Source organism: Acinetobacter sp. CAU_H_S139_7 (genome assembly GCF_058599305.1).
Map to the genome: position 1 here is coordinate 2,010,823 of NZ_CM178651.1, position 26,181 is coordinate 2,037,003.

The 26,181-nt window shown below is 41.9% G+C and carries 23 protein-coding genes and 1 pseudogene; 13 read left to right on the forward strand and 11 right to left on the reverse strand.

What is annotated here, in order from left to right:
• The first annotated feature begins 56 nt into the window (after window positions 1-56).
• The 3 genes from AC4MC0_RS09855 (at window position 57) to AC4MC0_RS09865 (ending at window position 1,953) form a co-directional block, all read left to right on the forward strand.
• Window positions 57-971 carry a pseudouridine synthase gene (locus AC4MC0_RS09855; protein WP_490737924.1) on the forward strand — a complete coding sequence of 305 codons (915 nt, stop codon included), beginning with the start codon at window positions 57-59 and terminating at the stop codon, window positions 969-971.
• A 112-nt stretch (window positions 972-1,083) separates the two neighbouring features.
• On the forward strand, window positions 1,084-1,419 hold the full coding sequence (locus tag AC4MC0_RS09860) for a type II toxin-antitoxin system RelB/DinJ family antitoxin (protein WP_004984882.1): 336 nt from the start codon (window positions 1,084-1,086) through the stop codon (window positions 1,417-1,419).
• Between the two features lie 93 nt (window positions 1,420-1,512).
• Entirely contained in the window at window positions 1,513-1,953 is a 441-nt protein-coding gene (locus tag AC4MC0_RS09865) for a GNAT family N-acetyltransferase (RefSeq protein ID WP_151836481.1), read from the forward strand.
• A gap of 10 nt (window positions 1,954-1,963) precedes the next feature.
• Here the strand turns inward: AC4MC0_RS09865 and AC4MC0_RS09870 are convergent, their stop codons facing one another.
• The gene (locus tag AC4MC0_RS09870) at window positions 1,964-2,698 is read right to left on the reverse strand and encodes a pseudouridine synthase (protein WP_490737925.1); all 735 of its coding nucleotides are present in this window, start codon (window positions 2,696-2,698) and stop codon (window positions 1,964-1,966) included.
• 134 nt (window positions 2,699-2,832) lie between these two features.
• On the opposite strand from AC4MC0_RS09870, the gene AC4MC0_RS09875 reads away from it, so the two are divergent.
• Both AC4MC0_RS09875 and AC4MC0_RS09880 read left to right on the forward strand, forming a co-directional pair.
• Window positions 2,833-3,291: a DUF441 domain-containing protein gene (locus tag AC4MC0_RS09875; protein ID WP_062032888.1), complete on the forward strand. Its 459-nt coding sequence runs from the start codon at window positions 2,833-2,835 to the stop codon at window positions 3,289-3,291.
• 247 nt (window positions 3,292-3,538) lie between these two features.
• Window positions 3,539-4,759: an MFS transporter gene (locus tag AC4MC0_RS09880; RefSeq protein WP_490737926.1), complete on the forward strand. Its 1,221-nt coding sequence runs from the start codon at window positions 3,539-3,541 to the stop codon at window positions 4,757-4,759.
• Between the two features lie 212 nt (window positions 4,760-4,971).
• Here the strand turns inward: AC4MC0_RS09880 and AC4MC0_RS09885 are convergent, their stop codons facing one another.
• The 3 genes from AC4MC0_RS09885 to AC4MC0_RS09895 all read right to left on the reverse strand — a co-directional run bounded on the left by AC4MC0_RS09885 (window position 4,972) and on the right by AC4MC0_RS09895 (window position 9,865).
• Complete coding sequence (locus tag AC4MC0_RS09885) at window positions 4,972-5,955, reverse strand: ion transporter (RefSeq protein WP_279043788.1); 984 nt, start codon at window positions 5,953-5,955, stop codon at window positions 4,972-4,974.
• A gap of 101 nt (window positions 5,956-6,056) precedes the next feature.
• The gene (locus tag AC4MC0_RS09890; RefSeq protein ID WP_178927914.1) at window positions 6,057-7,772 is read right to left on the reverse strand and encodes an AAA family ATPase; all 1,716 of its coding nucleotides are present in this window, start codon (window positions 7,770-7,772) and stop codon (window positions 6,057-6,059) included.
• Between the two features lie 128 nt (window positions 7,773-7,900).
• Window positions 7,901-9,865, reverse strand: coding sequence for a hypothetical protein (locus AC4MC0_RS09895; protein WP_335998194.1), 1,965 nt, complete (start codon window positions 9,863-9,865; stop codon window positions 7,901-7,903).
• 239 nt (window positions 9,866-10,104) lie between these two features.
• On the opposite strand from AC4MC0_RS09895, the gene mdh reads away from it, so the two are divergent.
• Both mdh and AC4MC0_RS09905 read left to right on the forward strand, forming a co-directional pair.
• Window positions 10,105-11,316, forward strand: coding sequence for an iron-dependent methanol dehydrogenase (mdh, locus tag AC4MC0_RS09900; RefSeq protein ID WP_279740925.1), 1,212 nt, complete (start codon window positions 10,105-10,107; stop codon window positions 11,314-11,316).
• A gap of 192 nt (window positions 11,317-11,508) precedes the next feature.
• Complete coding sequence (locus tag AC4MC0_RS09905; RefSeq protein ID WP_490737927.1) at window positions 11,509-12,480, forward strand: alpha/beta hydrolase; 972 nt, start codon at window positions 11,509-11,511, stop codon at window positions 12,478-12,480.
• Window positions 12,481-12,509: 29 nt separating this feature from the next.
• On the opposite strand, the gene AC4MC0_RS09910 is transcribed toward AC4MC0_RS09905, so the two are convergent.
• A complete protein-coding gene (locus AC4MC0_RS09910; protein WP_010326873.1) occupies window positions 12,510-13,685 on the reverse strand; it encodes a helix-turn-helix domain-containing protein in 1,176 nt (391 codons plus the stop codon).
• 198 nt (window positions 13,686-13,883) lie between these two features.
• Between AC4MC0_RS09910 and exaC the strand changes: the two genes are divergently transcribed.
• The 4 genes from exaC (at window position 13,884) to eutC (ending at window position 19,378) form a co-directional block, all read left to right on the forward strand.
• Complete coding sequence (gene exaC / locus AC4MC0_RS09915) at window positions 13,884-15,395, forward strand: acetaldehyde dehydrogenase ExaC (RefSeq protein WP_078388662.1); 1,512 nt, start codon at window positions 13,884-13,886, stop codon at window positions 15,393-15,395.
• A gap of 312 nt (window positions 15,396-15,707) precedes the next feature.
• Window positions 15,708-17,153 carry an ethanolamine permease gene (eat, locus tag AC4MC0_RS09920; protein ID WP_490737928.1) on the forward strand — a complete coding sequence of 482 codons (1,446 nt, stop codon included), beginning with the start codon at window positions 15,708-15,710 and terminating at the stop codon, window positions 17,151-17,153.
• A 13-nt stretch (window positions 17,154-17,166) separates the two neighbouring features.
• A complete protein-coding gene (locus AC4MC0_RS09925; RefSeq protein WP_490737929.1) occupies window positions 17,167-18,552 on the forward strand; it encodes an ethanolamine ammonia-lyase subunit EutB in 1,386 nt (461 codons plus the stop codon).
• Window positions 18,553-18,562: 10 nt separating this feature from the next.
• Window positions 18,563-19,378, forward strand: coding sequence for an ethanolamine ammonia-lyase subunit EutC (gene eutC, locus AC4MC0_RS09930; RefSeq protein ID WP_279043782.1), 816 nt, complete (start codon window positions 18,563-18,565; stop codon window positions 19,376-19,378).
• A 66-nt stretch (window positions 19,379-19,444) separates the two neighbouring features.
• On the opposite strand, the gene AC4MC0_RS09935 is transcribed toward eutC, so the two are convergent.
• Together AC4MC0_RS09935 and AC4MC0_RS09940 are read right to left on the reverse strand one after the other, a co-directional pair.
• Window positions 19,445-20,041 carry a 2-hydroxychromene-2-carboxylate isomerase gene (locus tag AC4MC0_RS09935; protein ID WP_279043781.1) on the reverse strand — a complete coding sequence of 199 codons (597 nt, stop codon included), beginning with the start codon at window positions 20,039-20,041 and terminating at the stop codon, window positions 19,445-19,447.
• Window positions 20,042-20,052: 11 nt separating this feature from the next.
• Window positions 20,053-20,820 (reverse strand): SDR family oxidoreductase, encoded by a 768-nt coding sequence (locus AC4MC0_RS09940; RefSeq protein WP_279043780.1) that lies wholly within the window; start codon window positions 20,818-20,820, stop codon window positions 20,053-20,055.
• A 94-nt stretch (window positions 20,821-20,914) separates the two neighbouring features.
• Here AC4MC0_RS09940 and AC4MC0_RS09945 point away from each other — a divergent pair, with 94 nt between their 5' ends.
• Both AC4MC0_RS09945 and AC4MC0_RS09950 read left to right on the forward strand, forming a co-directional pair.
• A complete protein-coding gene (locus AC4MC0_RS09945; protein ID WP_195728038.1) occupies window positions 20,915-21,478 on the forward strand; it encodes a TetR/AcrR family transcriptional regulator in 564 nt (187 codons plus the stop codon).
• A gap of 114 nt (window positions 21,479-21,592) precedes the next feature.
• The gene (locus tag AC4MC0_RS09950; RefSeq protein WP_279043779.1) at window positions 21,593-22,294 is read left to right on the forward strand and encodes a glutamine amidotransferase; all 702 of its coding nucleotides are present in this window, start codon (window positions 21,593-21,595) and stop codon (window positions 22,292-22,294) included.
• A 103-nt stretch (window positions 22,295-22,397) separates the two neighbouring features.
• On the opposite strand, the gene AC4MC0_RS09955 is transcribed toward AC4MC0_RS09950, so the two are convergent.
• The 4 genes and pseudogenes from AC4MC0_RS09955 to tkt all read right to left on the reverse strand — a co-directional run bounded on the left by AC4MC0_RS09955 (window position 22,398) and on the right by tkt (window position 26,075).
• Complete coding sequence (locus AC4MC0_RS09955) at window positions 22,398-22,991, reverse strand: YceI family protein (RefSeq protein ID WP_279043778.1); 594 nt, start codon at window positions 22,989-22,991, stop codon at window positions 22,398-22,400.
• Window positions 22,992-23,114: 123 nt separating this feature from the next.
• A pseudogene (locus AC4MC0_RS09960) lies at window positions 23,115-23,640 on the reverse strand (GNAT family N-acetyltransferase).
• Window positions 23,641-23,754: 114 nt separating this feature from the next.
• On the reverse strand, window positions 23,755-23,970 hold the full coding sequence (locus tag AC4MC0_RS09965; protein WP_004696769.1) for a hypothetical protein: 216 nt from the start codon (window positions 23,968-23,970) through the stop codon (window positions 23,755-23,757).
• Window positions 23,971-24,086: 116 nt separating this feature from the next.
• A complete protein-coding gene (gene tkt / locus AC4MC0_RS09970; protein WP_279045414.1) occupies window positions 24,087-26,075 on the reverse strand; it encodes a transketolase in 1,989 nt (662 codons plus the stop codon).
• Between the last annotated feature and the right edge of the window lie 106 nt (window positions 26,076-26,181).

Below are 26,181 nucleotides of genomic sequence, written 5' to 3' on the forward strand. Positions count from 1 at the left end.
CAAGCTTGAAATCTCGTATTTAACTGCACCAACCGATTAGATATTGCCTGCACATCATGTTCAACATAAAACCTGCTGAATTTTGCCCTCCCATGCTCAATGGCGTGAGCGCAAGTAAAGTGTTTCTGCCTAAAATGACGCCCGCACCACACACCGTATTGGCTTATTTATCTGACCAATTTCCGCATATTGAAGCAACTGAGTGGCAGCAACGCTTTCATGATGATTTGGTCTATGATGCTGTAGGTAATATCCTCCATACAGATTCGGCATATCTTGAAAATCAGCATGTGTTTTATTACCGTTTTTTAGCGCACGAAATTGAAGTGCCATTTCAGCATGACATTTTATTTGAAAACGATCATTTATTAGTGGTGGATAAACCGCACTTTTTGACCATCAGTCCAACGGGGCAATATGTCCAACAAACCCTATTGGTGCGCCTGAAAAAACAAACAGGTATTGAGCATTTAACGCCCATCCACCGCCTTGACCGTGAAACCGCTGGCTTAGTGATGTTTTCCAAATGTATTCACAGTCGAGGGCTGTATCAGCAAATGTTTGCAGATCGACAGGTTCAAAAAACCTACCATGCGATTGCACCGTTTAACCGTGAACTCAACTTTCCACGCATAGTAAAACTACATATGCAAAAAGGTGAACCGTTCTATACCATGCAAGTCCTAGACAAAGCACCGAACAGTGAAACCGAGATCTTGCTTCTAGAGCATGATGCAACATGGGCAAAATATGAGCTTAAACCCGAGACAGGCAAGCAACATCAACTCCGTGTACACCTCAATTTCTTAGGCCTGCCGATTAAAAATGATCCGTTCTATCCTAAAGTTGTACATAAAGCCGACGATGATTTTAGTCAGCCTTTACAGCTCTTAGCCAAGCATCTTTCATTTAAAGACCCAATAACTCAACAGCTTATGCAGTTTAGCTCCAATCTTGAATTGACATTGTAATCTGCTTGTCATTACAAAATAATTTAAAATTCCATTGTATGAATATTGAAATTACAATGGAATTGATTAAAATAACTTCTACCCTTAAGTCGTTAAAATTATTTAAAAAATCATGAGAAAAACAGAAGTCTATCAAATTCGACTCGATTCCCAAGAAAAGAAACAAGCTTTTGCAGTGTTTAAACAACTGGGAATTACGCCTGCGCAAGCCGTTCGTTTATTCTTCAAACAAGTGGTTTTAACCAAATCCATCCCTTTCTCAATCGAAAACCAGAACATCAATATTGAACAACTGATTAAGCTACGTAAACTCAAGCAAGAACAAAAAGCGGTTGAACACATCACCAGTGCAGACTCAACTGCAACCAATGATTTATTTGCAGATGATGAACATATTGATCTTTTTGAGGAATTAGCTGCAATCTTGGGAGAAAGTGACAAAACTTAACAGTGTTGCATTTCTAAACAAATTTTAGAAATATCCCTTTCAAAACTTAGGTATGCTTCATGTAAACACTATAAATACAGCATGGAGTAATACATGATCGTTAGACGTGCCACTTTAGAAGACTTAGAAAAACTTGCTGTATTATTTGATGAATATCGCCAATTTTATGGTGCATCTTCCAACTTAACACTTTCCCAAAAGTTCCTTAAACTTCGCCTTGAAAACGAACAAAGCGTCATCTTCATTCATGTCAAAGACGATGTGATTACTGGTTTTGTGCTGCTGTATTTAGGTTTCTCTTCTGTGGCCTGTGCAACTTATTATATTTTAGATGATGTTTATGTTTCTCCACCGCATCGTCGCCATGGCTCAGCAAAACAATTGATCGATACCGCGATTTTGTTTGCGCGACACGAAAAAGCCATTCGTATTACGCTTGAAACGCAAAAGAATAATTATCAATCCCACAGCTTATATGAAGCCATGGGCTTTGTAGCGGATAATGAGTTTAAGACCTATCATTGCTTTCTATAGTATTCAGCGTCTAAAGACCTTCACTCTCAAGATCATTGCGTGCCTTGGCTAAAGCCACTTGTTCAGCATTTAAATAGATCCAACGTCCCTCGGCTAAATCTGGTATCCCCGTTAAGTCGAGCGCTCCAATTTGCTGACGATGCAAGCTCTCAACTTTATTCCCCACTGCCGCAAGCATACGTTTCACTTGATGATATACCCCCTGATGCACAGTCATTTGCAGTTCGCATTCGGCTAAGCGTTTTACATCTGTTGCAGCAAAACTCCCTTTTTCATTTCGCAGCTCCACCCCTTGCTCCAGCTGTTGGACTTGTTCATCTGTAACAGGGTCGGCCGTTTGCATCCGATACACTTTTGCCACATGCTTTTTAGGGTGTGTCAGCGCTTGTAAAAACTGACCATCATCGGTGAGTAACAATAAACCTGTGGTGTCTTGATCTAGACGACCTACACATTGAATACCACGATTCAAGAGCACATCGTCAAACAAATCAAAAACACTAAAATGATGCGTCGCCTGATGTGAACATTCATAGCCTTGAGGTTTATTTAAGGCGATATAGACTTTTTCGCGGTATTCAAAGCTCTTCCCATGTACCTTGTAGTTCAAAGCATCCAATTTGAGTTTATGTTTAGGGTCAGTAATGATCTGCCCATCAATTTCAATGGCTGCATTTTTAATCAACTGTTGGCAATGCTTTCGCGAACCAAATCCTTGCGACTGCAACATTTTTTCCAACAGCATCAGCACACCACATTTTTAAATAAAGGCTCATTTTATACTTAAATACAGGAACATCAATCAAAGGACTCAGCTCATTCGGCAGAGTGGCTAAAAAAACGTTACAATGCACATGTTTTTTTGACCAGTCTCCCTCTATGCCGAACTTAGATTTGAACCTGATCGTCCTCCTGATCCTACTGGCTTGCGGTATTTTTAGTCACAATTCTGCAGTAACCATTGCTGCGGCAGTACTCATTATTTTGCGGATGACACCACTGAGTGAATACTTCCCACTCATCCAACAACATGGATTGAATATCGGGATCATCATTTTAACCATTGCAGTTTTAGTGCCTATTGCAAGTGGTAGAATTAGCGGTGAAAGTATTTTTAAATCTTTTTTAAGTATCAAATCGTTACTTGCTATCGCTATTGGCGTTTTGGTAGCATGGCTAGGTGGGCGCGGCGTAAAACTGATGTCAAACCAACCCGATGTTGTTGCAGGCTTGCTGGTCGGAACCGTTGCAGGAGTGGCTTTACTACGTGGCGTTCCAGTCGGCCCACTCATTGCGGCTGGTTTACTTACCCTAATCATTGGTACAGGACAGCCCTAGCCTAGCGAATACAAAAAAAATCCAAATTCTCAAGCTAGGTCGAATTAATCTGTATTTGCTGCCTTTAAATTTGACTTCTTTTTATAGAATGTCCACTCAATATAGCGCTATGAATAAATATTCATCGTGCAGAACCTTCAGAGTTCATATGAATATTACGCTTGCTTAGTTCACTTATAACTTTTTCGAACAACCAAATTTTCATGTGATAAAGAACGTATAATACTTTTCATTTTCTCCTCTATTTATGTCCTCTCAAGAAAATAGCATCTCTCCCACAAGCCACTTATCTGTCATTATTTTGACATTAGCACTCGGTGGTTTTTGTATTGGTACGACTGAATTCGTTGCGATGGGACTCATCCAAGAGATCTCACAAAGTTTCAATCTCAGCATTCCTGTCACAGGGCATTTTATTAGTGCCTATGCTTTAGGTGTGACTATTGGCGCACCTGTGATTGCCATTTTGGCCGCAAAGGTTCCGCGTAAAACGCTCTTAATTGGTCTCATGCTATTTTATGGTATCGCCAATGCCAGTACAGCTCTCGCAAACAGCTATGAGTCTATGCTGATATCACGTTTTATTGCAGGTTTCCCTCACGGCGCTTACTTTGGTATTGCCGCTTTGGTGGTTGCAGAATTTGCAGGAAAACAAAAACGTGCTTCGGCAATCGCCATGCTCATGATGGGGCTGAATGTCGCGACCGTGATTGGTGTGCCTTTTGCGACATGGCTGGGTCAGCTGTATGGTTGGCGGGCAGGTTTTGAGTTTTCTGCATCTATCGCATTTTTAACCGTGGTCGCAATTTGTTTTGGCCTACCCAAAATGCAACTGGATCACACAGCCAGCATTCAAAATGAACTGCGTGGACTTAAAAATACACAAATGTGGCTCACACTTGCTGTCGGTGCAATTGGATTTGGTGGGCTGTTTTCTGTCTATAGTTATGTATCGCCTATTTTGACTGAATATACCCATGCCAGCATTCAAGTCATTCCATTTGCACTGGCATGTATTGGGCTCGGGTTGGTCATTGGTGGTGTCGTCGCAGGACACTTTGCCGATAAAAACTTAAACAAGGCGATTATTTGGGTCTTAGTTTCCAATGCCTGCTCTTATGTACTTTGTGCCCTGTCTATGGATCACCTTGCCACTGCTTTTATTGCACTCTTCTTGGTCAGCTTCAGTATTGCAGGCTTGGGGCCTTTACTACAAACCCGCTTAATGGATGTCGCTGGTAATGCACAAGGCTTAGCAGCTTCACTGAATCACTCTGCATTTAATATTGCCAATGCTTTTGGTGCCTTCCTGGGCGGCTGGTTAATTAGCCAAGGTTTTGGTTGGTTAGCTCCAATCTGGGTCGGAGTTTTACTAAGTTTGGGTGGGCTGATGATTTTATTGTTGGCTTTTCAGCATGAGAAAAAGTCGATATCCGCATGTAAAAATGATGCAAACCAGACTTGTTAACCCCCTATAAATGACTTTTATATAAAAACAATAAGCGTGCATAAAAATTCAATCGTATTGTTATGCACGCTTTTACAATCCATCATTTAGATTAATATCAAGCCGTTAAGAATCTTACTGGCATTTTTTTAAATTCTAGGTTTTATTCGATACGCGATAACGTCATCCGCATTAAGAAGTTAAATACGAAACTCCTGAACTGACTGGCATAATCATTCAGGTAGTTTCTTCCCGCAGTGTGGACAATAGGCATATTGCTCACGCTCTTGCCTTAAAGATTCTTCTTTTTGTTCACGAATGAGCTGTAAAATAATATCGTCTGTTTGCTCTTTGGTCAGCCCAACTTCTTTACGAACTTCTTCAATTTTTTCTGTCTCTAAGACAAAATCAATATCGCTATTTTGGATTAATTCTCGAAATCTAAGTTCAAGTTTTTCTTTACGTTGCTCCAGTTCATTGGCTAAACCATTCGCCAAAATACCGGCAGGCAACGCGGCCAAACCTACCCCTAAAATGGTAATAATCGCACCAAGAAAACGTCCTAACGGCGTAATAGGTGTCACATCGCCATAACCCACGGTGGTCAGTGTAACTACGGCCCACCACATTGAAGCTGGAATGGAGCTGAAAACTTCAGGTTGTGCCTGACTTTCAATCAAATACACCCCTGCAGCCGCCATAATGATCATAATCATTAAGATGAAAATAACCGCTTGAAATGAGCCTTTTTCGCGCTCAATGACACGTAATAAAATTTGTAGAGACACAAAGTAGCGGGTGAGCTTGAGAAGTCGAAGCAAACGAACAATTCTTAAGAATCGTAAGTCGAACTGAACAAAGAAGTTTAAATACGCAGGTAGAATAGCCAAAAGGTCGATAATCGCTCCACCACTTTTGACCCAATTTAGGCGGTTTTTCCAATCCGACTCAAAACTATTAGCTTCAGCAACTGACCAAAAACGTAAGAGATATTCAATCGTAAAAACGATGATCGAGAAGATTTCAAAATAATAAAAAAAGTCTTGATACAACACATAGTACTTCTGTACCGACTCCAACAGCACAGCAGCAGCATTACTCATAATCAGTACAATGAGGAAATAGTTCAGCCCTCGGCTTAAGGGTGTCTCATAGTCTTCATTATGTAAATTGTTATAAACAAATTTGCGTAACATGTACCAAGCTGTCAATTTCATTACGATTCTAAGTTATTCTTATCCCTTAAAATTCAGTTTAACCGAACTTAACAGCAAAGTAAGTAAGAAATTTCTGCACGAAATGCCCTAGTTTTAAGATGTTATTCAATATATAACAGTGCTAAGCGAACTTGGTCATAGCCCATACGTGGATTGGTCAGTTCCACAATAGGACGAAGCTTGATCACACCATCTTCGCTAAAGTGTTCTGTTTGCTGACGCTTCATTAAGCGTTTATAAATTTTCCGCACTTGCTCAACTACTTCTTCTCCAGGATGTGCCACGGAAATATCCAAGCCCTGCTCTTTATGCAACTTTGCCAAATGGTTGATAATGGTTGCTGCCGTTAAACCGCGCTCTTGTGCGATATCTGCAATTTCATAACCACCTTCAAACAACTCACGTGTTTCATCGAGTGTTGCAGAAGCATAGTTGGCTTTACCTGCATTACGGGCAATTTTCTTTTCATTACGTTCAATCTCAATTTCATTGAGCGTTCCACCGCAGTGACGAATAAAGGCCTTGTGCTGTGGTTCAAGATCAATGGCCTCAAAATGTGTTTCGGCTTCATCGGACAGTTCTTGGAAGCGGCGGTCTGCCTTAATGGCAAGACTATCTAACTCCAACGCTTGTTCATTAAAACCTAACAACCTTAAACCTTCCAAAGTCTTTAAGCGCGACAAAGCCACATAGCCCTGTCCTTTTTCAAAAGTATGACTAAGATTAATTTCTGCTGCCGCTAAAGTCATCCCTTGTGACTTGTGAATAGTGATAGCCCATGCCAAACGCAATGGAATTTGCTGAAAACTGGCAATGGTTTTGCCTGCATCATTGTCCACTGACCAAGTTTCAGGCTCAACCACCAGTACCGTACCATCAGTCAGTTTGACCTTCGGCAAGATCCCAAAGTCATCATCTTCTTCAAAGCCCACTACTTCGCCTAAGCTACCGTTGATATAGCCCACATCGAAGTTGTTCTTTACAAACATCACTTTGGCATTTTTCTTGAGGGTTAGGTTTTCAGGTGCACGCACAGAAGACTTTAAGGTTTCAATAAGCTTGTCATTGCCATCACACACCGCTTCAAACTGGCGACCTTCATTTTCAATTTCATTCAAATGTTTGAAATTGATGGTGTCCACATCCATATTATGCGTATATAAACGTGTAAAGATTTCCCCAATATCTTGCTGACGTGTGGCTTGTAAAGCCTGCAAGTGCTCAGAGTTAATACTCTGACTGCGAATAGCATTTAGAATATCATTGAGATAATCATTGCCCTGACGGTGCTGCTCGGTCAAATAGCACACACGAAACTTGGCTTCCACCCAAGCATCAGACATAAAACAGAATTTATCGCGATTGCGTTCTTCATTTTTACCGACTGGCGGTAACTGGAAGAAATCACCGGCAACAATCACTTGAATCCCGCCAAACGGCTCTTCACTTTCTTTAAAGAACTTAAGGACTTTATTGACCAAATTGAGTTGCTTAGCATGTAACATCGAAATTTCATCGATGATTAAGACTTGGGCATTTTCTAAATGCTCTTTTAAGTATTTACGTTCTTTCATGCGTTTGAGTTCATCTTCCCCCAACGCATCTTTAATTCCAATGCCAGCCCAAGTATGAATTGTCATCCCATTCATATGCGTTGCGGCAATACCTGTAGAAGCTGTAATCGCCACAGGCACTTTACGAGCTTTTAAATAGTTAATGTATTGGTTCAGCGTATAGGTTTTTCCTGCACCAGCGGAACCGGTTAAAAAGACATTTTCGCCCGCTTTTAAGAGTTTGAGTGCAGTTTCTTGCTTCATAAGACCTATACCATTAATGAACGGCTATAGCCTACCGAGTTTTTGCTAAAAAGTTAAGCAGATCTCGTCACACAGTAAATGATGTGCGACAAATTAGGTCCATTGTTGTTTAATTTTTAAGAGCTGGGTTATTGGGTTTGATTCAGCATGGCAATGAATTGTTCAGCGACGACAACATCATCGGGTAGTGCTTTTTGGTTATTTGGATATTCAAGCTGATCAAATAACAGTTGTCCTGCAATATAGTGACAACCGAGCGTCAAATGCCGCTGTGCGTCGGTATGACTCATATGAAATGCAGCATATTCACGTACAATGATTCGCTCAGCAAAACTGGCTGCTAAGCAATGTTGAAAGCGACGTGACTCAGCAATGATGCGATCAATATCTTTAAGCTCCTCAAACACCCAACTCTCAATAAAATAATAAGCTTCATGGCTGATCGGTTGCCATGAGACATAACCAAGCTTTCGTTTCAGTTCCGCAAGTAACTCTTGGCTATGCAACTGATCATGCCACTGCACAGCCTGATGAAATAGGCTCTTCCATGTGACATTTTTTAAAACCTCCTTTTGCGTCTCAAAATGTTCAGGCAAATAATCGCGCACATAAGCATCAAACACCGAAACTCGTAAAGGAGGCCGATTTAAATAAAACGACTGTCTAAAGCTTTCAATATGCAATTTATGTTGCTTTAACTGAAGATAAAAATCACGGTGTTGTTGCTTGTCTTCGCTAAAATAAACCACTAAGTCTTCAGGAAGTTTCTGCGCAATTTTATCTAGATGCTGAATATAGGCCTGCATTACACGACTTAATTTTGTGTAGACCCGTTTCCCCCATTCGGGCTGTTGTTCGACCACACGGCGCAGCAGTTCGAGCCATTCATCTAAATACAAAATAGACGGGCTGATCGCTATCCGCTGATCATCCATATCTTGGCGTCTATTTTTTAAGACCACATGCTGGTTGGCCTCCAGCTCAAACCAGTGCTGTTGTAAGGCATACTCATAGCAACTTTGTATAAATAAGCGAGCCGCAACATGTTGGAAGTACTTTAAAGTCGTGACAATAATCTCAGGATGATAAGACTGAGTATCGAGATAACTTAAAGCCGTTACGGCAACGCGTATACTACTGTGCTGAATATTTTGACTAACCCAGTCTGTCACCACCGCTTTTTGTTTGAATAACCAATTTACGGTACGGCTTTCATCAAAAATCGGGAGCTTGGCGACCTTCTTTTGCCATGTCTTGGTCTCAGTTTTTAAAAAATGCCGCTTTGCCAACAAATCACGCGATGTCCAAAAATCTCGATGCATAAGCCGCACAAAGCCAAGCATATTGGGCTGCTCTTTAGCATGCGGATATAACAAGTGAATGTCATGCGTATGATCCACCAACTCTTGTAAAGAAAACCGTTCAGGAAATGCCGTTTGTACAATGCGATAAACATACGGATCTAAGAGTTGACTAGCACTACAACACAGCTCGTCATAACTACTCATCAAAGACTGTAGCGGTAAAATATCTTCCGCCTGATCTACATCTAAGTTGCATAAGCGCTGCAACTCGGCCAGCAAACTTCGCTCAGAAGCTGGATCAGCTGTATTGAATTCAACTTGCTGGCATAACTGTTGAAAGAGTTCTGATTGTGTTTCCCGTATTTCAGGCAAAATCATGTGCACGCGACTCGGTCCATCGAACAAAACAAACACTTGTTGAAGAATCAGCTGACGCAGCTGTTTAACTTTATTGCGCAAATACAAAGAATGTTGTGGGGACTGATCACCCACTAAAAACACAATGTCGTGTAAACAAAATTCTTCGAGCGCTTCTGCATAGTGTCCTTGATAAATAAACTGCGGGACACACAGCTCCGCCTGTTCAGCTGGCGCATAAAACTGAATATGAAAACAATGATTTAAAATTTGGATCCGTTGTGTTTTTACGTCGACACTTAAAACGTTTTGCACATTGAGTGTGGAAAGAAAAGCGAATTGCTCGTGATAAAGCTGCTGAATACTCGGAAAAACTTGTCTTAACTGTATAGCAAGACTTTGATATTGCTTAAGCTTATCATTTTGCTCCACGGCTGGCCCTCTTTGAACTTGGCTATTTTCACCACAACTTCAAAACCAATATAAACAAATCCTGAACCACAGGCTATGCCTTTTATCGATAGCCATTCTGTTCGGTGAAGCCATTTCTCCTCATTCCCTTACTCATGGTAGGTATTTGGTAGGTACACAAGTTTTTTGAATCATTCAATACTCTAAAAACGGTAATGAGCACCGATAACAACATAAATAATGGTAGAAGGAATCGCACCATGGCTTTTAAAAATATTGCAGATCAAACGAACGGTTTTTATATCCCTTGTGTTTCACTTTTTGGCCCAGGCTGTGCCAAAGAAATTGGTGGTAAAGCACAAAACCTCGGTGCAAAGAAAGCACTAATTGTGACTGACGCAGGTTTATTTAAATTTGGCGTAGCCGACACCATTGCAGGATATCTCAAAGATGCAGGTGTTGATAGCCACATCTTCCCAGGTGCAGAACCGAACCCAACTGACATCAATGTCCACAACGGCGTGACTGCGTATAACGAACAAGGTTGTGACTTTATTGTGTCCTTAGGTGGTGGTTCTTCGCATGACTGCGCTAAAGGTATTGGACTTGTGACTGCGGGCGGCGGTCATATTCGTGACTACGAAGGGATCGATAAAAGTACGGTTCCAATGACCCCTCTTATTGCCATCAACACCACGGCAGGTACAGCGTCAGAAATGACACGCTTCTGTATTATTACCAATACAGATACCCATGTAAAAATGGCAATTGTAGACTGGCGCTGCACTCCACTAATTGCAATTGATGACCCTAAACTGATGATTGCAAAACCTGCAAGCTTAACAGCAGCAACAGGTATGGATGCTTTAACCCATGCAGTAGAAGCTTATGTTTCAACAGCCGCAAACCCAATCACTGATGCCTGTGCTGAAAAAGCTATTTCAATGATTAGCGAATGGTTAAGTCCAGCAGTTGCGAACGGCGAAAACTTAGAAGCACGTGATGCCATGAGTTATGCACAATATTTAGCAGGTATGGCATTTAATAATGCATCTCTAGGTTATGTCCATGCAATGGCACATCAACTCGGCGGCTTCTATAACCTACCTCACGGCGTATGTAATGCAGTCCTACTTCCACACGTCTGTGAGTTCAACTTAATTGCCTGCCCTGACCGTTATGCACGAATTGCTGAACTGATGGGAGTTAACACCACAGGTTTAACTGTGACAGAAGCTGGATATGCTGCAATTGACGCAATTCGTGAACTATCTGCATCGATTGGTATTCCATCGAGCTTGTCTGAACTGGGTGTGAAAGAGCAAGATTTGGGTGTTATGTCTGAAAATGCGCAAAAAGATGCCTGCATGCTGACGAACCCACGTAAAGCAAACCATGCTCAAGTGGTCGACATCTTCAAAGCTGCACTCACATCTAGTGCTTCAGTGGTCGATTTTAAAGCAGCGGTCTAAGTTCTCTTCTTAACTTTTTGTTTGCTTTGACAATTTAAGTGGAATGAAACAGACGTCCATACTGTTTCATTCAGGTAAGCCTAATCCTTGCTTACCTGTGCACTTAAATTGTCTTTTTTTATTTGTGGTTGACAAAGTTTTGCACTTCATCAAGGATAAGAAAACTCATGACAATAACAACCAGAGCAAATTATGTCAGCAACTCAGACTCATCCTGCGTATACAACTGATGTCCTCGGTGAAGGCTATGAACAATTAAAACTCAGTTTTCCAGACGATTATGAAGGTGCTGTATGCGCAACCCTCGTACGCAAAAAAGCACCGCAAAATACTCAAAAAGCTGTGCTGTATATCCATGGTTTTATTGACTACTTTTTCCAAACCGAAATGGCTGAACAATTTAATCAGCATGGTTATGATTTTTATGCGCTCGATTTAAGAAAATATGGTCGTTCTCACTTGAGCCATCAAAAATATTATAACGTCCGTGATCTCAACGAATATGATGCTGAGATTACCCAAGCCTTAGAGACCATTGGCAATGAAGGCCATACTGCGGTGCTGCTTGCAGGACACTCTACCGGTGGCTTAATCACGACTTTATACGCTGCGCACAATCCTAAGCATCCGCTGATCAAAGCACTTTGGGCCAATAGCCCTTTTTATGATTTTAATATGCATCCCATTAAGCGCAAACTTGGCGTGCCGCAGCTCAGTCGACTCGCAAAGCATTTTCCTGACCTCAAGTTTCCAAGTGAACTGAATAAATGGTATGTACCGAGCCTACATCAAAATGAGCATGGTGAATGGAACTTTGATTTGAAGTGGAAACAACCACGCTATTCTATGGTTCGGATCAGCTTTGTACGTGCAATCCATGAAGCACAGAAAGAAATTCATCGTGGTGGTTTGAAGCTCTCCGTCCCTGCACTCATCATGCATTCACATCAAACGCTTAACCCAAAGAAATGGGGCGTAGCCGCGCAAACCAGTGATGTGATTTTAGATGTTAAAGACATTGAAAAGCAGGCTAAAAATTTACAAGGTGACGTCAGTGTCGTGACCATTCAAAATGGTTTACACGACTTAGTCCTCTCTGCACCTGAAGTTCGTGCTGAAGTTTATGCTGAGCTGTTCCAGTGGCTCGAGCAAAAAATAGTGTAACTACACCTTTCCAAAACAATTCATAATTTTTAAATTTTATATTTCTCAAGTAGCTGATGCGCAGGATGTCCATCCGGAGTCAGCTCAATGAGTCGCTCAACGGCATCAATCGCCTCTGGGTAACGTGCGACATGTTTAAACAACATATCGGTTTCATTGGCTTTAAAAATCGCACTGCTTAAACGTGACTCCAAGCAGTCGCGCCATGCACATAGAAATGGACTTTCTGTTTTAGGCAGTAAAACACCTGAACACAGCTTCAATGCGGTCTCAATATAGGCAGCATCTAAGGCCTGCTCGGCTTGTAAAAAATCGGCCTCAATATGCGCCAAAATTCGATAGGGACGAGATCCCAACATGCCACCAAGCAAGTCACGCAGTTGTGACATTTCGGCCTTAAGTGTTCCCACACTCACCTTGCGCTCACCATATAAGGCCTGATGCAAAGTATCTAAAGTCATACCCTGTGGGCACAACGCCAAGATGGTCAAAATTTCAATTTGTCGCGGTGTGAGGACCATCACTTTGCCATTAAAATGTACTTGTGGTACACCAAAAGCACGGATATATAATTGTTGGCGCTGATATTCTAACAGTGCCGTTTGGATGATAGATGCACAGCGCTCTGCTGCGAGTAGACCAAGGCTATTATGATTTTTCCATGTGGTGGATAAATCAATCACCCCAAGGACGTGTTTTGAGTAAGGGTCAATGATTGGTGCAGCATAACAGACCCAATCATGGATGGAGCTCATGTAGTGTTCATTTGAAAAGACACAACTGGACTGTTGAGTTTTTAAGGACAAGGCCAATGCATTGGTCCCCACCAATTCCTCTCGCCACTGTCCACCTTCAACAAAATGTACACTTTCTGCCGCATTACGCATTTGTCTACTGGACGCACTCCAAATAATGGTACTACCAATATCGCCTACAGCCACCACCATAGACGACTGTTGTGCAATATGTCTCAGTTCATCTGCACAATAACTCAAAGCATGTTGCAACGCTGAACCTTGTGACATGGAACCCTCAGAAATGGGCGCAGCAAAGCGATCTTTTGGAATTTCTGCGGAGTTAGAGCGCTGCCATGAACTTGCAATACTTTTTCCCAATTGTTCAGCTTGTACCGTCGAAATACTGCTACTGGTTCTAAGCTTTTCTATTTCTTGTCTTTTCTGTATTAAATGTTGCATTGCCATCATTCCTTATACTCAAAACAATTCCTGATATACGTCCACTGTATTACTTGGTTGTAAACATTTGTCAAAGCCGTGTAAACCTCCTTCCTTCCAACCTTTTTCCAACCTTATATTAGTTATGCTACTTAAATATTGTACAGATGTACCTTATACCAAAGCTGTAGATGCTTTTAAAAAATCAATAAGCAAAGGAACTTCAATATGCGCTATGTAGACCCTAACCAATCTGGTTCTAAAGTAGAATTTAAAGCACAGTATGACAACTTTATTGGTGGCGAGTGGGTTGCTCCAGTAAAAGGTGAATACTTTGAAAATATCTCTCCTGTCGACGGTAAAGTTTTTACAAAAGTCCCTCGCTCATCTGTAGAAGACATCGAACTTGCACTTGATGCTGCGCATAAAGCCAAAGAACAATGGAACAAATCTTCTCCTACTACACGTTCAAATTTACTCCTTAAAATTGCAGATCGTCTAGAACAAAATCTAGAAAAATTGGCTGTGGCTGAAACATGGGATAACGGTAAACCGATTCGTGAAACACTTGCAGCGGACATTCCTTTAGCCATTGACCATTTCCGCTATTTCGCAGGTTGTATCCGTGCGCAAGAAGGTGGCATTTCTGAAATTGATGAAGATACCATTGCCTATCACTTCCATGAACCATTAGGCGTGGTAGGACAAATCATTCCATGGAACTTCCCAATTTTGATGGCAACATGGAAAATTGCTCCTGCTTTGGCTGCGGGTAACTGTATTGTACTTAAACCTGCAGAACAAACCCCTGCGAGCATTTTGGTTTTAATTGAACTCATTCAAGATTTATTGCCTGCAGGCGTACTAAACGTAGTCAATGGTTACGGCGTAGAAGTTGGTCGCCCATTGGCAACCAATCCACGTATTGCCAAAATTGCATTCACAGGTTCGACTCAGGTCGGTCAATTGATCATGCAATACGCCACTGAAAACATCATTCCAGTGACTTTGGAGCTTGGTGGTAAATCTCCAAATATTTTCTTTGAAGATGTTATGGCGCAAGATGACGACTACCTAGACAAAGCACTCGAAGGCTTTGCTATGTTTGCGCTTAACCAAGGTGAAATCTGTACGTGCCCATCGCGCGCTTTAGTTCAAGAAAGCATTGCAGATAAATTCCTTGAAATGGCAGTTGAACGTGTAAAACGCATTAAAACGGGTCACCCGCTCGATACAGAAACGATGATTGGTGCGCAAGCTTCACTTGAACAACAAGAGAAAATCTTGGGTTGTATCGCAACAGGTCGCGGTGAAGGTGCACAAGTACTAACAGGTGGTAGTGAGCGTAATGAAGTGGGTTCTGGTTTCTATATTGAACCAACCATTTTCAAAGGCACCAATGACATGAAAATTTTCCAAGAAGAAATTTTTGGGCCTGTACTTTCAGTGGCAACATTCAAAGACTTTGACGATGCAATTAAAATTGCCAACGACACTATTTATGGTTTAGGCGCTGGTGTATGGTCACGTTCAGCACATACCTCTTACCGCGCAGGTCGTGCAATTCAATCGGGTCGCGTTTGGACCAACTGTTACCACATCTACCCTGCACATGCCGCTTTCGGTGGCTATAAAAAGTCAGGGATTGGTCGTGAAAACCACAAGATGATGTTAGAACATTATCAACAAACTAAAAACTTACTTGTGAGCTATGCAACCAAGCCTATGGGCTTCTTCTAAGCACTTAGCTTATTCGTATACAGTTCTCTATGTGTTTAGGGTGATTCGTTACCCTAAACATTTCTCCATCAAACATCAAACATCAAACATCAAACATCAAACATCAAACATCAAACATCAAACATCAAACATCAAACATCAAACATCAAACATCAAACATCAAACATCAAACATCAAACATCAAACATCAAAACAATAATTCAAAACTGTGTCATATAAATATTAGACAGGACGTCTAGTCGCTTGGTACTGAAATTGCATAAATATTGCATCCATCAAGCCATCTATAAAACTTAAGATATGGAGCTTCACATGACCGATTCTCCCATTAACAGCTCAACGACTCCGCTCTCTACTTCAACAGTAAGCACATCTGACGACTATTTTGAAAAAAGGCAACTGAAACAAGGTGCTGTAGGCTGGCTATTATTAGTCGGTTTAGGCGTAGCGTATGTCATTTCAGGCGACTTTGCTGGCTGGAACTTCGGTCTTGCTCAAGGTGGCTGGGGCGGTATGTTTATCGCAACGGTTGTCGTAGCCATCATGTATTTATGCATGTGCCTGTCGATGTCTGAAATGGCCACCATGCTGCCCACTGCGGGCGGTGGCTATAGCTTTGCGCGTACCGCATTTGGTCCATTTGGCGGCTATCTCACTGGCACGGCGATTTTAATTGAATATGCCATCGCCCCTGCAGCCATCGCATGCTTTATTGGTGCCTACTGCGAGTCCTTATTTGGTGTCGGTGGATGGATCATTTATCTCATCTGCTATCTGGTTTTTATGGGTATTCATCTTAAAGGTGCAGGTGAAGCCCTCAAGATCATGTTTGTCATTACCGCCATTGCAGCCGTCGCTCTTTTTGTCTTTATCATCGCAATGGCACCACATTTTAATAGCGCCAACTTATTTAACATTGCACCAACTGAAAATATCGGAGCAAGTAGCTTCCTACCGATGGGTTATATCGGCATTTGGGCTGCGGTGCCCTATGCGATTTGGTTCTTTTTAGCAGTGGAAGGTGTACCACTGGCAGCAGAAGAAGCCAAAGATCCATCCAAATCATTACCGCGTGGTTTGATCGGTTCAATGCTGATTTTAGCCGCTTTTGCCCTACTTATTCTGTTCTTAGGTGCTGGTGCTGCTGGCGCAGAACAACTTAAAGAATCAGGCGCACCCTTAGTTGATGCACTGGTAGCAGTCTATGGTCAAAACAGCTGGTTAGGCAGTTTTGTTAACTTTGTCGGTCTAGCAGGTTTAATTGCAAGTTTCTTCTCCATCATCTATGCCTATTCACGTCAAATTTTCGCCTTATCCCGTGGGGGGTATTTACCGACCTCGTTATCACTGACCAATAAAAACAAAGCGCCCTATTTAGCGATTATTATTCCCGGCATCATTGGTTTTTTATTGTCCCTAACAGGTGAAGGTGATCTGCTCATCCTGATGGCGGTATTTGGTGCGACTATTTCTTATGTCTTGATGATGCTTTCTCACATTAAACTGCGCATCAGCCGTCCAGAGTTGCATCGTCCCTATAAAACCCCAGGTGGGATTGTCACCTCATCAATTGCTTTGATTTTAGCCAGTATTGCGGTGATAGCTGGTTTTGTGGTGGATCCTAAAGTTTGGTTTATGGCTGCCACTATTTATGCGGTCTTTATTGCCTACTTTATTTTCCATAGTCGTCATCGACTCGTTCAAGGTACGCCTGAAGAAGAATTTGAAAGTATTCGCAAGGCCGAACAAGACTTATAGAAGGACCTATGACATGGCTTATAAAACGTTGATTGGACATCAGCACTATGTGTTTAATGATTTAAAAACTTTAATGGCGAAAGCAACCCCGCTGCGCTCAGGTGATCAACTTGCAGGTGTTGCAGCGGAAAATGCCACGGAACGTGTTGCTGCACAAATGGCACTGGCCGATGTTCCATTGAAGCAGTTTTTAACTGAAGTGCTGATCAGCTATGAACAGGATGAAATAACCCGCCTGATTATCGATGAGCACCGTAGTGATTTATTTGCACCAATTTCACATTTTACCGTAGGAGACTTTCGTAACTGGCTACTCAGTGAAGATGCGACTACGCAGAAATTACAACAACTTGCGCTCGGTTTAACCCCTGAAATGGTGGCTGCGGTGAGTAAAATTATGCGCAATCAAGACCTCATCTTGGTGGCAAGTAAATGTGAAGTCATCACCCAATTTCGCAACACCATTGGTTTAAAAGGTCATCTCTCGACCCGTTTACAACCGAATCATCCGACCGATGATCTCTTGGGTATATCGGCCAGTATTTTGGATGGCTTGATGTATGGCAATGGTGATGCTGTCATTGGGATTAATCCTGCAACCGATAACCTACAAAATTTATCGGAGCTGCTCAAACTACTCGATCATGTGATCCAAGAGCATCACATTCCAACCCAGTCTTGTGTACTGACGCATATCAGTTCGGGGATTCAACTGGCTGAAAAAAATGTGCCGATTGATTTGATGTTTCAATCGATTGCAGGCACACAGCGTGCCAATGAAGGTTTCGGCATTAACCTCGAATTAGTGCGTGAAGGCTATGAAGCGACACTGGCTCTCAAGCGTGGGACTGTGGGACAAAATGTGATGTATTTTGAAACAGGTCAAGGCAGTGCTTTATCTAGTAATGCACATCACGGTGTAGATCAACAAACCTTAGAAGTCCGTGCCTATGCTGTGGCTCGTAAATTTAACCCACTACTGGTAAATACTGTGGTTGGGTTTATTGGCCCAGAGTATTTATACAATGGTAAACAAATTATCCGTGCAGGCTTGGAAGACCATTTTTGTGGCAAGCTCCTAGGCTTACCTATGGGCTGCGACATTTGCTATACCAACCATGCCGATGCCGACCAAAATGACATGGATGTACTACTCACCCTTTTCGGTGCAGCAGGTTTGAACTTTATTATGGGCATTCCGGGTTCGGATGACGTCATGCTGAACTATCAAACCACGTCATTTCATGATGCGCTGTATTTAAGGCAACTTTTAGGCTTAAAAGCCGCACCTGAGTTTGATCTGTGGTTGGCGGAACAAGGCATCTTTAAACAACAGCAGCAGCACATTCTCTGGCCGGAACATATCCCGCCACAATTTGAAAAACTTTTGCATATATAAGGAGCAACTTATGTCACTTGTTCCTCTAGAAAACTATCAATCTGAACAGCATCAGGATGTTTGGGAAAATTTAAAGAAATTTACCGATGCTCGTATCGCCATTGGTCGTGCTGGTTGTAGCATCCCAACCCATGAACTGCTGAAATTTCAACTGGCGCATGCGGAAGCACAAGATGCGGTACATCAAGCTTTAGATGTCGAACACTTAGTTGCGAGTTTTAATACACTAGGTTTGGATAGTCTGACGGTACACAGTCAAACTGAAAACAAACAAGAATACTTAAAACGTCCTGACTTAGGTCGCCTGTTAAGTCCAGCTTCACAACATGGCTTAGAGGTTTTTAAAGCCAGCAACCCGCAAAACTATGATGTCTGCATTGTGATTGGTGATGGACTATCTGCACGGGCGATTGAAGAAAATGCAGTGCCTTTTATTCAGCACCTTATCCCGCAGCTGCAAGCGAAACACTGGAGCATTGCACCGATGGTGATTGCTACTGGAAGCCGAGTCGCTTTGGGTGATCCAGTTGCAGAGTGCCTACAGGCGACTATGCTCGTGATGCTGATTGGCGAAAGGCCCGGTCTGAGTTCACCTGATAGTATGGGCATTTACTATACATGGAAAGCAGCCTCAGGCACTTTGGATGCTAAACGCAACTGTATTTCAAATGTTCGACCTGCAGGCTTAAGCATTCCTGTTGCAGTACAACGACTAATGTCTTTGATGCGTGGCTCTAAGAAACTCGGCTACTCAGGTGTAGACTTAAAAGATGAACATGAAATGGTCAGTCTAGACACGGAACATACGCCTAAACGATTATTTTAATTTGAAGCAGATCAGCCGTGATTTTACGGCTGATCTTAAATAGCATGTTATGTTGATTTAGTTTTTTTAGCTTGCTTTATTCAGCGCTTGTTCTACAAAATGTAGGCGATCTTGGCCCCAATACATTTCATCACCCACAAAGAATGTCGGTGCGCCGAAAATGCCACGTTGAATGGCCTGTTCTGTTTCAGTGATCAGTTTTTGTTTCACCACATCCGACTGAACCATACTCATAATATCTTCTACAGAAAAGCCACTTGGTTCTAGCACTTCTGCCAAGACAGTAGGTTCATTCAGATTTTGTGGTGTACCAAACATCGCATCGAATAAAAGTTTTAAAACTTGCTCAAACTTTTCTAGATGCAACAATTGAACGCCTGTCAAAATGCGCATTAGGGTTAAAGTGTTCATTGGAAAATGCGGATTCATTTGCATTGGGATATGGTAATACTCCGCCCAGCGCTGCATATCTAAGATTGAATAAACCCCTTTGACAGGAATCTCTATCGGACTACGATTACCTGTTGCTTTAAACACCCCGCCTAATAAAATAGGCTTATACACAATCTGAATCTCTTGCTGCTCTGCTATTTGCAGTAAACGATAGTAGGCCAAATAGCTATATGGGCTGCCCAAATCAAAATAAAATTCTACGCTTTTCATGCTTTGTCCTTTTACCACGTTTCCATCCAAGGTCTTAAATCTAACTCATGCGTCCATGCATCGCGCGGTTGCTGCGACAAATGCCAATAATTTTCTGCAATATGCACGGGATTTAATATGCCATCCTGTTCTTTGCGCGCGTACATCTCAGGAAAAGTGTCTTTAATAAAATCGGTATCAATTGCCCCATCCACCACCACGTGTGCCACATGAATATTTTTCGGGCCAAGCTCACGTGCCATACTTTGCGCTAAAGCACGCAGTGCATGTTTCGCCCCTGCAAAAGCGGCAAAGTTTGCTGCACCTCTTATGCCTGCGGTTGCACCCGTGAAAATAATGCTCCCATGTTCACGCACGAGCATACGCTTCGCCACTTCACGCCCTGTCAAGAACGCGCCGAAACATGCCATTTCCCAAATTTTAAAATACTTACGTGCAGTTTCTTCTAAAATACTACATGGCACATTCGCCCCAATGTTAAACACTAAAACATCGATTTCACCAATATTGGCTTCAATTTCTTCTACCAAAGCGATGACTTGATCTTCTTTACGTGCATCCGACGCAAAGCCATATGCAAGGCCACCTTCAGCTTCTATCTCTGCAATTAAGGGCTGGAGTTTTTCGGCATTTCTTCGCGTCATGCAGGTGATGTATCCACCACGTGCAAACCGTTTCGCAATTTCACCCCCTGTAGCATCTCCTGCGCCAATCACTAACGCGACTTTCTTTTTAGCATCAGTCTTTTGCAACTGCTGTTCTGGCTGTAATTCATCCATAAATACACTCCCTTCATAAAATAACGATCGTTATCATAACGATCACTATGTTATAGTTTTTAGCGTCAGTCAATTTTATTTTGATGAAACTCCTATGCGCTATAAAACAGGCTATAAAGAAGAAAAACGTCAAGAACTGCTTAAAATCAGTGCTCAACTGGCCAAGAAGCAAGGCTTTGCCAATACTGGTGTCGACGGTTTTATGAAAGCGGCTCAAATGACCAGCGGTGCTTTTTATTCGCATTTTTCATCAAAACATGAATTATTTGAAGCACTGATCCAGTCCGAGTTGCAACACAGCTTTCAAGCATGGCAAGCCAATCCGCATGACAACCTCGAAGAGTGGATTGACTTCGAAATTGAACGTTATTTAGCGCTGTCTCATGTGCAACGCCCAGATCAAGGCTGTGTTATTCCCTCTCTTGCAGCCGAGGTAGCACGTAGTAGTGAAACAACAAAACTGTGTTTTCAACAGGAAATGCTTCGTGGTCACGCACTCTTTACACAACATCTAGGCAGTGAAACACAAGCTTGGGCGGTACTGTGTCAACTGGTCGGCGCAATCGTCATGGCACGCAGCATGGCGGATGAACATCTACAACGAGAAATTTTAAGCTCAAGCAAATGGATGATTAAAAACATGCTACAGCTCAAGTAAAATCTTGGATTGAATTTATAGTTTTTCTACATATTTTCTGATTTATTGCCTTCAACTTCTACGCATTTCCCTGTACATTTTTAAACTCCTTTAACCCCTGTGAACGAGCCAACTATGACGACACTACCCGATACCATTTACGCGATTCAGCATCTTGCTTTTGAAGATTTGGGCGCATGGGAAGATGTGTTATATCAATTGGGTTATCGGGTACGATATTTTGAAGCCGGCAAAGATGATTTAGCTAAAGCATTGAACTACACAGGTCTAACCGTCATTTTAGGTGGACCGATTGGGGTATATGAAACTGAAGATTACCCTTTCTTACAACAAGAAATAGACTTACTCAAAGTTCGTTTAGAAAAGAATTTACCCACTTTAGGGATTTGCTTAGGTGCACAATTAATTGCACATGCACTCGGTGCAAAAGTATATGCAGGTCATAGCAAAGAAATTGGCTGGAGTCAGTTACAGCTCAATATCGTTGAACATAACCCTCTACAAACACTGGTAGGAACTGAAGTGCTACATTGGCATGGCGACACCTTTGAACTTCCTGCTCAAGCTGAACTGTTGGCCAGCTCAGAAGTTTATCCCAACCAAGCTTTTCGTGTAGGCAAAAATATTCTAGGCTTACAGTTCCATCCTGAAGTCGCAGCGGATGGTTTAGAAAAATGGCTAATTGGGCATACTGCTGAACTTCGTCAAGCGAACATCAACATTCCAGCACTGCGTGCAGACAACCAACGCTTTGCAGCTCACCTAGAACATGTCTCTGGACAAGTTTTGGCAGCGTATTTAAAAGCACTGGTTTAATAATTCAGCCATAATCCGCTCAATGCGTATTTTGCTCTAAATTTTAAGTTCACAGCAGCCACAAAAAAGCACCTCTATGAGGTGCTTTTTTGGTAGATATCGCTTATTTTGCAACAGCTTTAGGCTGTGGAACTGATGCTTCAGTGGTGATATTCACAGTGATTTTATCACCCACGTTTGGCACGTATGCGCCTACACCAAAAGCAGAACGGTCAAATGAAGTGGTTGCATTGAAACCAATTGACTGTGCTTTGGTCATTGGGTGCTCACCTTGCTTATTCAACACGGCATCTAAAACGACAGGCTTTGTCACATTTTTAATGGTTAAATCACCTGTGATTTTGTATTTGTTTGCACCAACCGCTTGTACTTTTGTACTCTTGAAAGTGATCTTTGGATATTTTGCTGCATCAAAGAAATCCCCGCCTTGCAAGTGCTCATCTAAAGCTTTTACGTTGGTGTTTAAGCTAGATAAAGGAATCGTTACATTCACCGATGAATTTGCAGGTTTTGCATTATCAACATTAATTACACCCTGAATGTCGCTGAAGTTAGCAGATGGAGTTGAAAAACCAAAGTGGCTCCATGTGAAAACTGTTGCTGTATGTGTAGGGTCAATTTGATATGCCACAGGTTTCGCCATAGCAGTAGTCGCAGTTGCAACAGCCAAACCGATTGTTAAAGCTTTAAAGTTCATGTTTTTATCTCACATTGGAATACTGCTTAGTCTATAGAGTTCTACAACGAATACATCTATAAAGATAAAACGATATGTTGCAACTTTAGAACGATATAATTGTTTTTAAATGTAGCGACTTACCTACACCTGATATTGAATAAAACCCGTCTTCTTCACGACTTTATTATAAAGTTGTTGTGCGACCAAATTGTCCTGATGGGTGAGCCAATAAACCCGATCACAGGCTCGCTTTTCGGTATGCATTTTGACGTGTTCGATTAAAGCTCTTGCAATTCCTAGCCCATGATAGTCCTCATGGGTAAACACATCTTGTAAGTATGCGTACTATCATGCTCTATCACATCCACAATGCCTACAAGCCGACCTGCTATATAAGTGCAGCAAACCATACATATATAGTCAAACTACTTTATTATCCATACATTATTATAAGAAAACTCTAAATAATTCATCGACTTATTTGTATTTGTTTTATAATGATTTGACTATATTCACGCTTAGAATCAGTCAGTTTATGCCACGTGTTTTCAGATATCTGTTCCAATAAATCAACCTGATAAAATGCCTGATAAGCTTGCCATAGTGTAACCCAGATCGACTGATCGATTTCTGTCAGTGGCACAATTTGAATATTTCGTACTTCCATTTGGCTCTCAAAGTACTATTTATTTTTGTAAGGCTTATATTTAAGCTAAAATCACCACAAAGAAAAAGCCTTATTGAATCGCTTCAATAAGACTTCTTTTAGACGTGACAACCATCATAGTTTTTCAATCAGAATCCGATCAATTAACTTCATACCTGTCTGCTTTTCATGGTTTTTACGACGGATCTTAATTTGCTTATCTTCTGCTAAATCTTGCAATAACAGTTCAACAGCAACCATCGCTTCCAAAGGTAGATCTGGTCCAATCCACTTCTGTTCGCCCGCATCCATCAATACAACTTCATCATGAATTTGATCGTACAAGCTCATATCATCACCTAAAATTTATGCAGCTAGTTCAGCAGCAGCTTGCATATTATATACACCATTCAAAATAAAAGACGCCCCTAAACTGGAGCGTCCTTCAAACAGTCAATTTTTAAAAATTAAGCTGTCAATTCTTTTACCGCAGCAACAACTGCTTCAGTGGTAATACCGAAGTATTGGTATAAGTCTTTCGCAGGTGCAGATTCACCATAAGTCGTCATACCAATTACACGACCGTCTAAACCTACAAACTTCCACCAGTAGTCTACATGTGCTGCTTCAACAGCAACACGTGCACGAATGTTTGATGGAAGAACCGCTTCACGGTATGCTGCATCTTGCTTCACAAATTCTTCTGCACATGGCATAGACACGACACGCACACCTTCAAGTTGTGCGTGCGCCTCCATCGCTAAAGATACTTCAGAACCTGTCGCAATAATAATCGCTTTTAATTCGCCTTTTTCTTCAGCCAATACATAACCACCTTTCGCTACATTTGCAATTTGTGCATCTGTACGTGTTTGGAATGGTAGGTTTTGACGAGAGAAGATCAACGCAGTTGGGCCTTCTGAGCGTACAAGTGCAGATTTCCAAGACACAGCGGCTTCAACTGTATCACATGGACGCCAAGTATTTAAGTTTGGTGTACCACGTAAAGACGCAATTTGCTCTACAGGTTGGTGCGTTGGACCATCTTCACCCAAACCAATTGAGTCATGTGTATATACATGGATTACACGTTGTTTCATCAATGCAGACATACGTACTGCATTACGCGCATATTCCATAAACATGAGGAATGTTGCAACATAAGGAATGAAACCACCGTGAAGTGCAACACCGTTTGCAATTGCAGTCATACCAAACTCACGTACGCCATAGTGTACGTAGTTACCTGCAGGATTGTCCTGAACGCCTTGGCAACCTTTCCAAAGTGTTAAGTTAGAACCAGCCAAGTCCGCAGAACCGCCTAATAGTTCAGGCAATAATGGACCAAATGCTTGTAATGTGTTTTGGCTTGCTTTACGCGTAGCAATGGTTTCCGCTTTTGCATTGGTGTCAGCAATAAACGCATCTGCTTGAGCAAGGAATTCAGCTGGCAATTCACCTGAAAGGCGACGTTTCAATTCAGCTGCTTCAGTTGGATATTTTGCTGCATATTGAGCAAATAATTCATTCCAAGCTGCTTCAGAAGCCGTCCCTTTTGCTTTTGCATCCCATGCTGCATAAACGTCAGCAGGAATTTCAAATGGACCTTCAGTCCAGCCCAATGCTTCACGTGTTAATGCGATTTCGTCATTACCTAACGGCGCACCGTGACAGTCTTCTTTACCTTGCTTATTTGGCGAACCTAGACCAATAATCGTTTTACAGATGATGATCGTTGGTTTTTTCGTTTCAGCTTTTGCTTGCAAAGTCGCAGCACGTAATGCATCTGCATCATGACCATCAGCTTTAAGTACTTGCCAACCATAAGCCAAGAAACGTTGCTCTGTATCGTCAGAGAACCAACCTTCTACTTCACCATCAATCGAAATACCGTTGTCGTCATAGTAAGCAATCAGTTTACCTAGACCTAGTGTGCCTGCAAGTGAACATGCTTCGTGAGAAACACCTTCCATTAAACAGCCATCACCTAAGAAACAGTAAGTGAAATGATCAACAACGCTCATCTCATCTTTGTTGAACTGCGCTGCTAAGGTTTTTTCAGCTAGAGCAAAACCAACTGCGTTTGCAATCCCCTGACCAAGCGGGCCAGTTGTCGTTTCAATACCTGGTGCATAACCTAATTCTGGGTGACCCGGCGTTTTAGAGTGCAGTTGACGGAATGCTTTTAAATCTTCAATTGATAAATCATAGCCCGTAAGGTGCAATAACGCATATTGCAGCATAGAGCCATGACCATTTGATAGTACAAAACGGTCACGGTTCGCCCATTGAGGGTTAGTCGGGTTATGGTTAAAAAACTCACGCCATACCACATCAGCGATATCAGCCATCCCCATTGGCGCACCTGGATGTCCAGAGTTTGCTTTTTGCACAGCATCCATTGCCAATACACGAATTGCGTTTGCAATACGACGTTCGTTAAGCGGGGTTGTCATAGGTCAGAGTCCAAACAAATGATTTAAAGAGTAAGATGAATAGAATTCAAAGATAGGTGTATTGTCTTAAAAAAAGAGGAATGGGTAAAGCCTAATGGACAATATT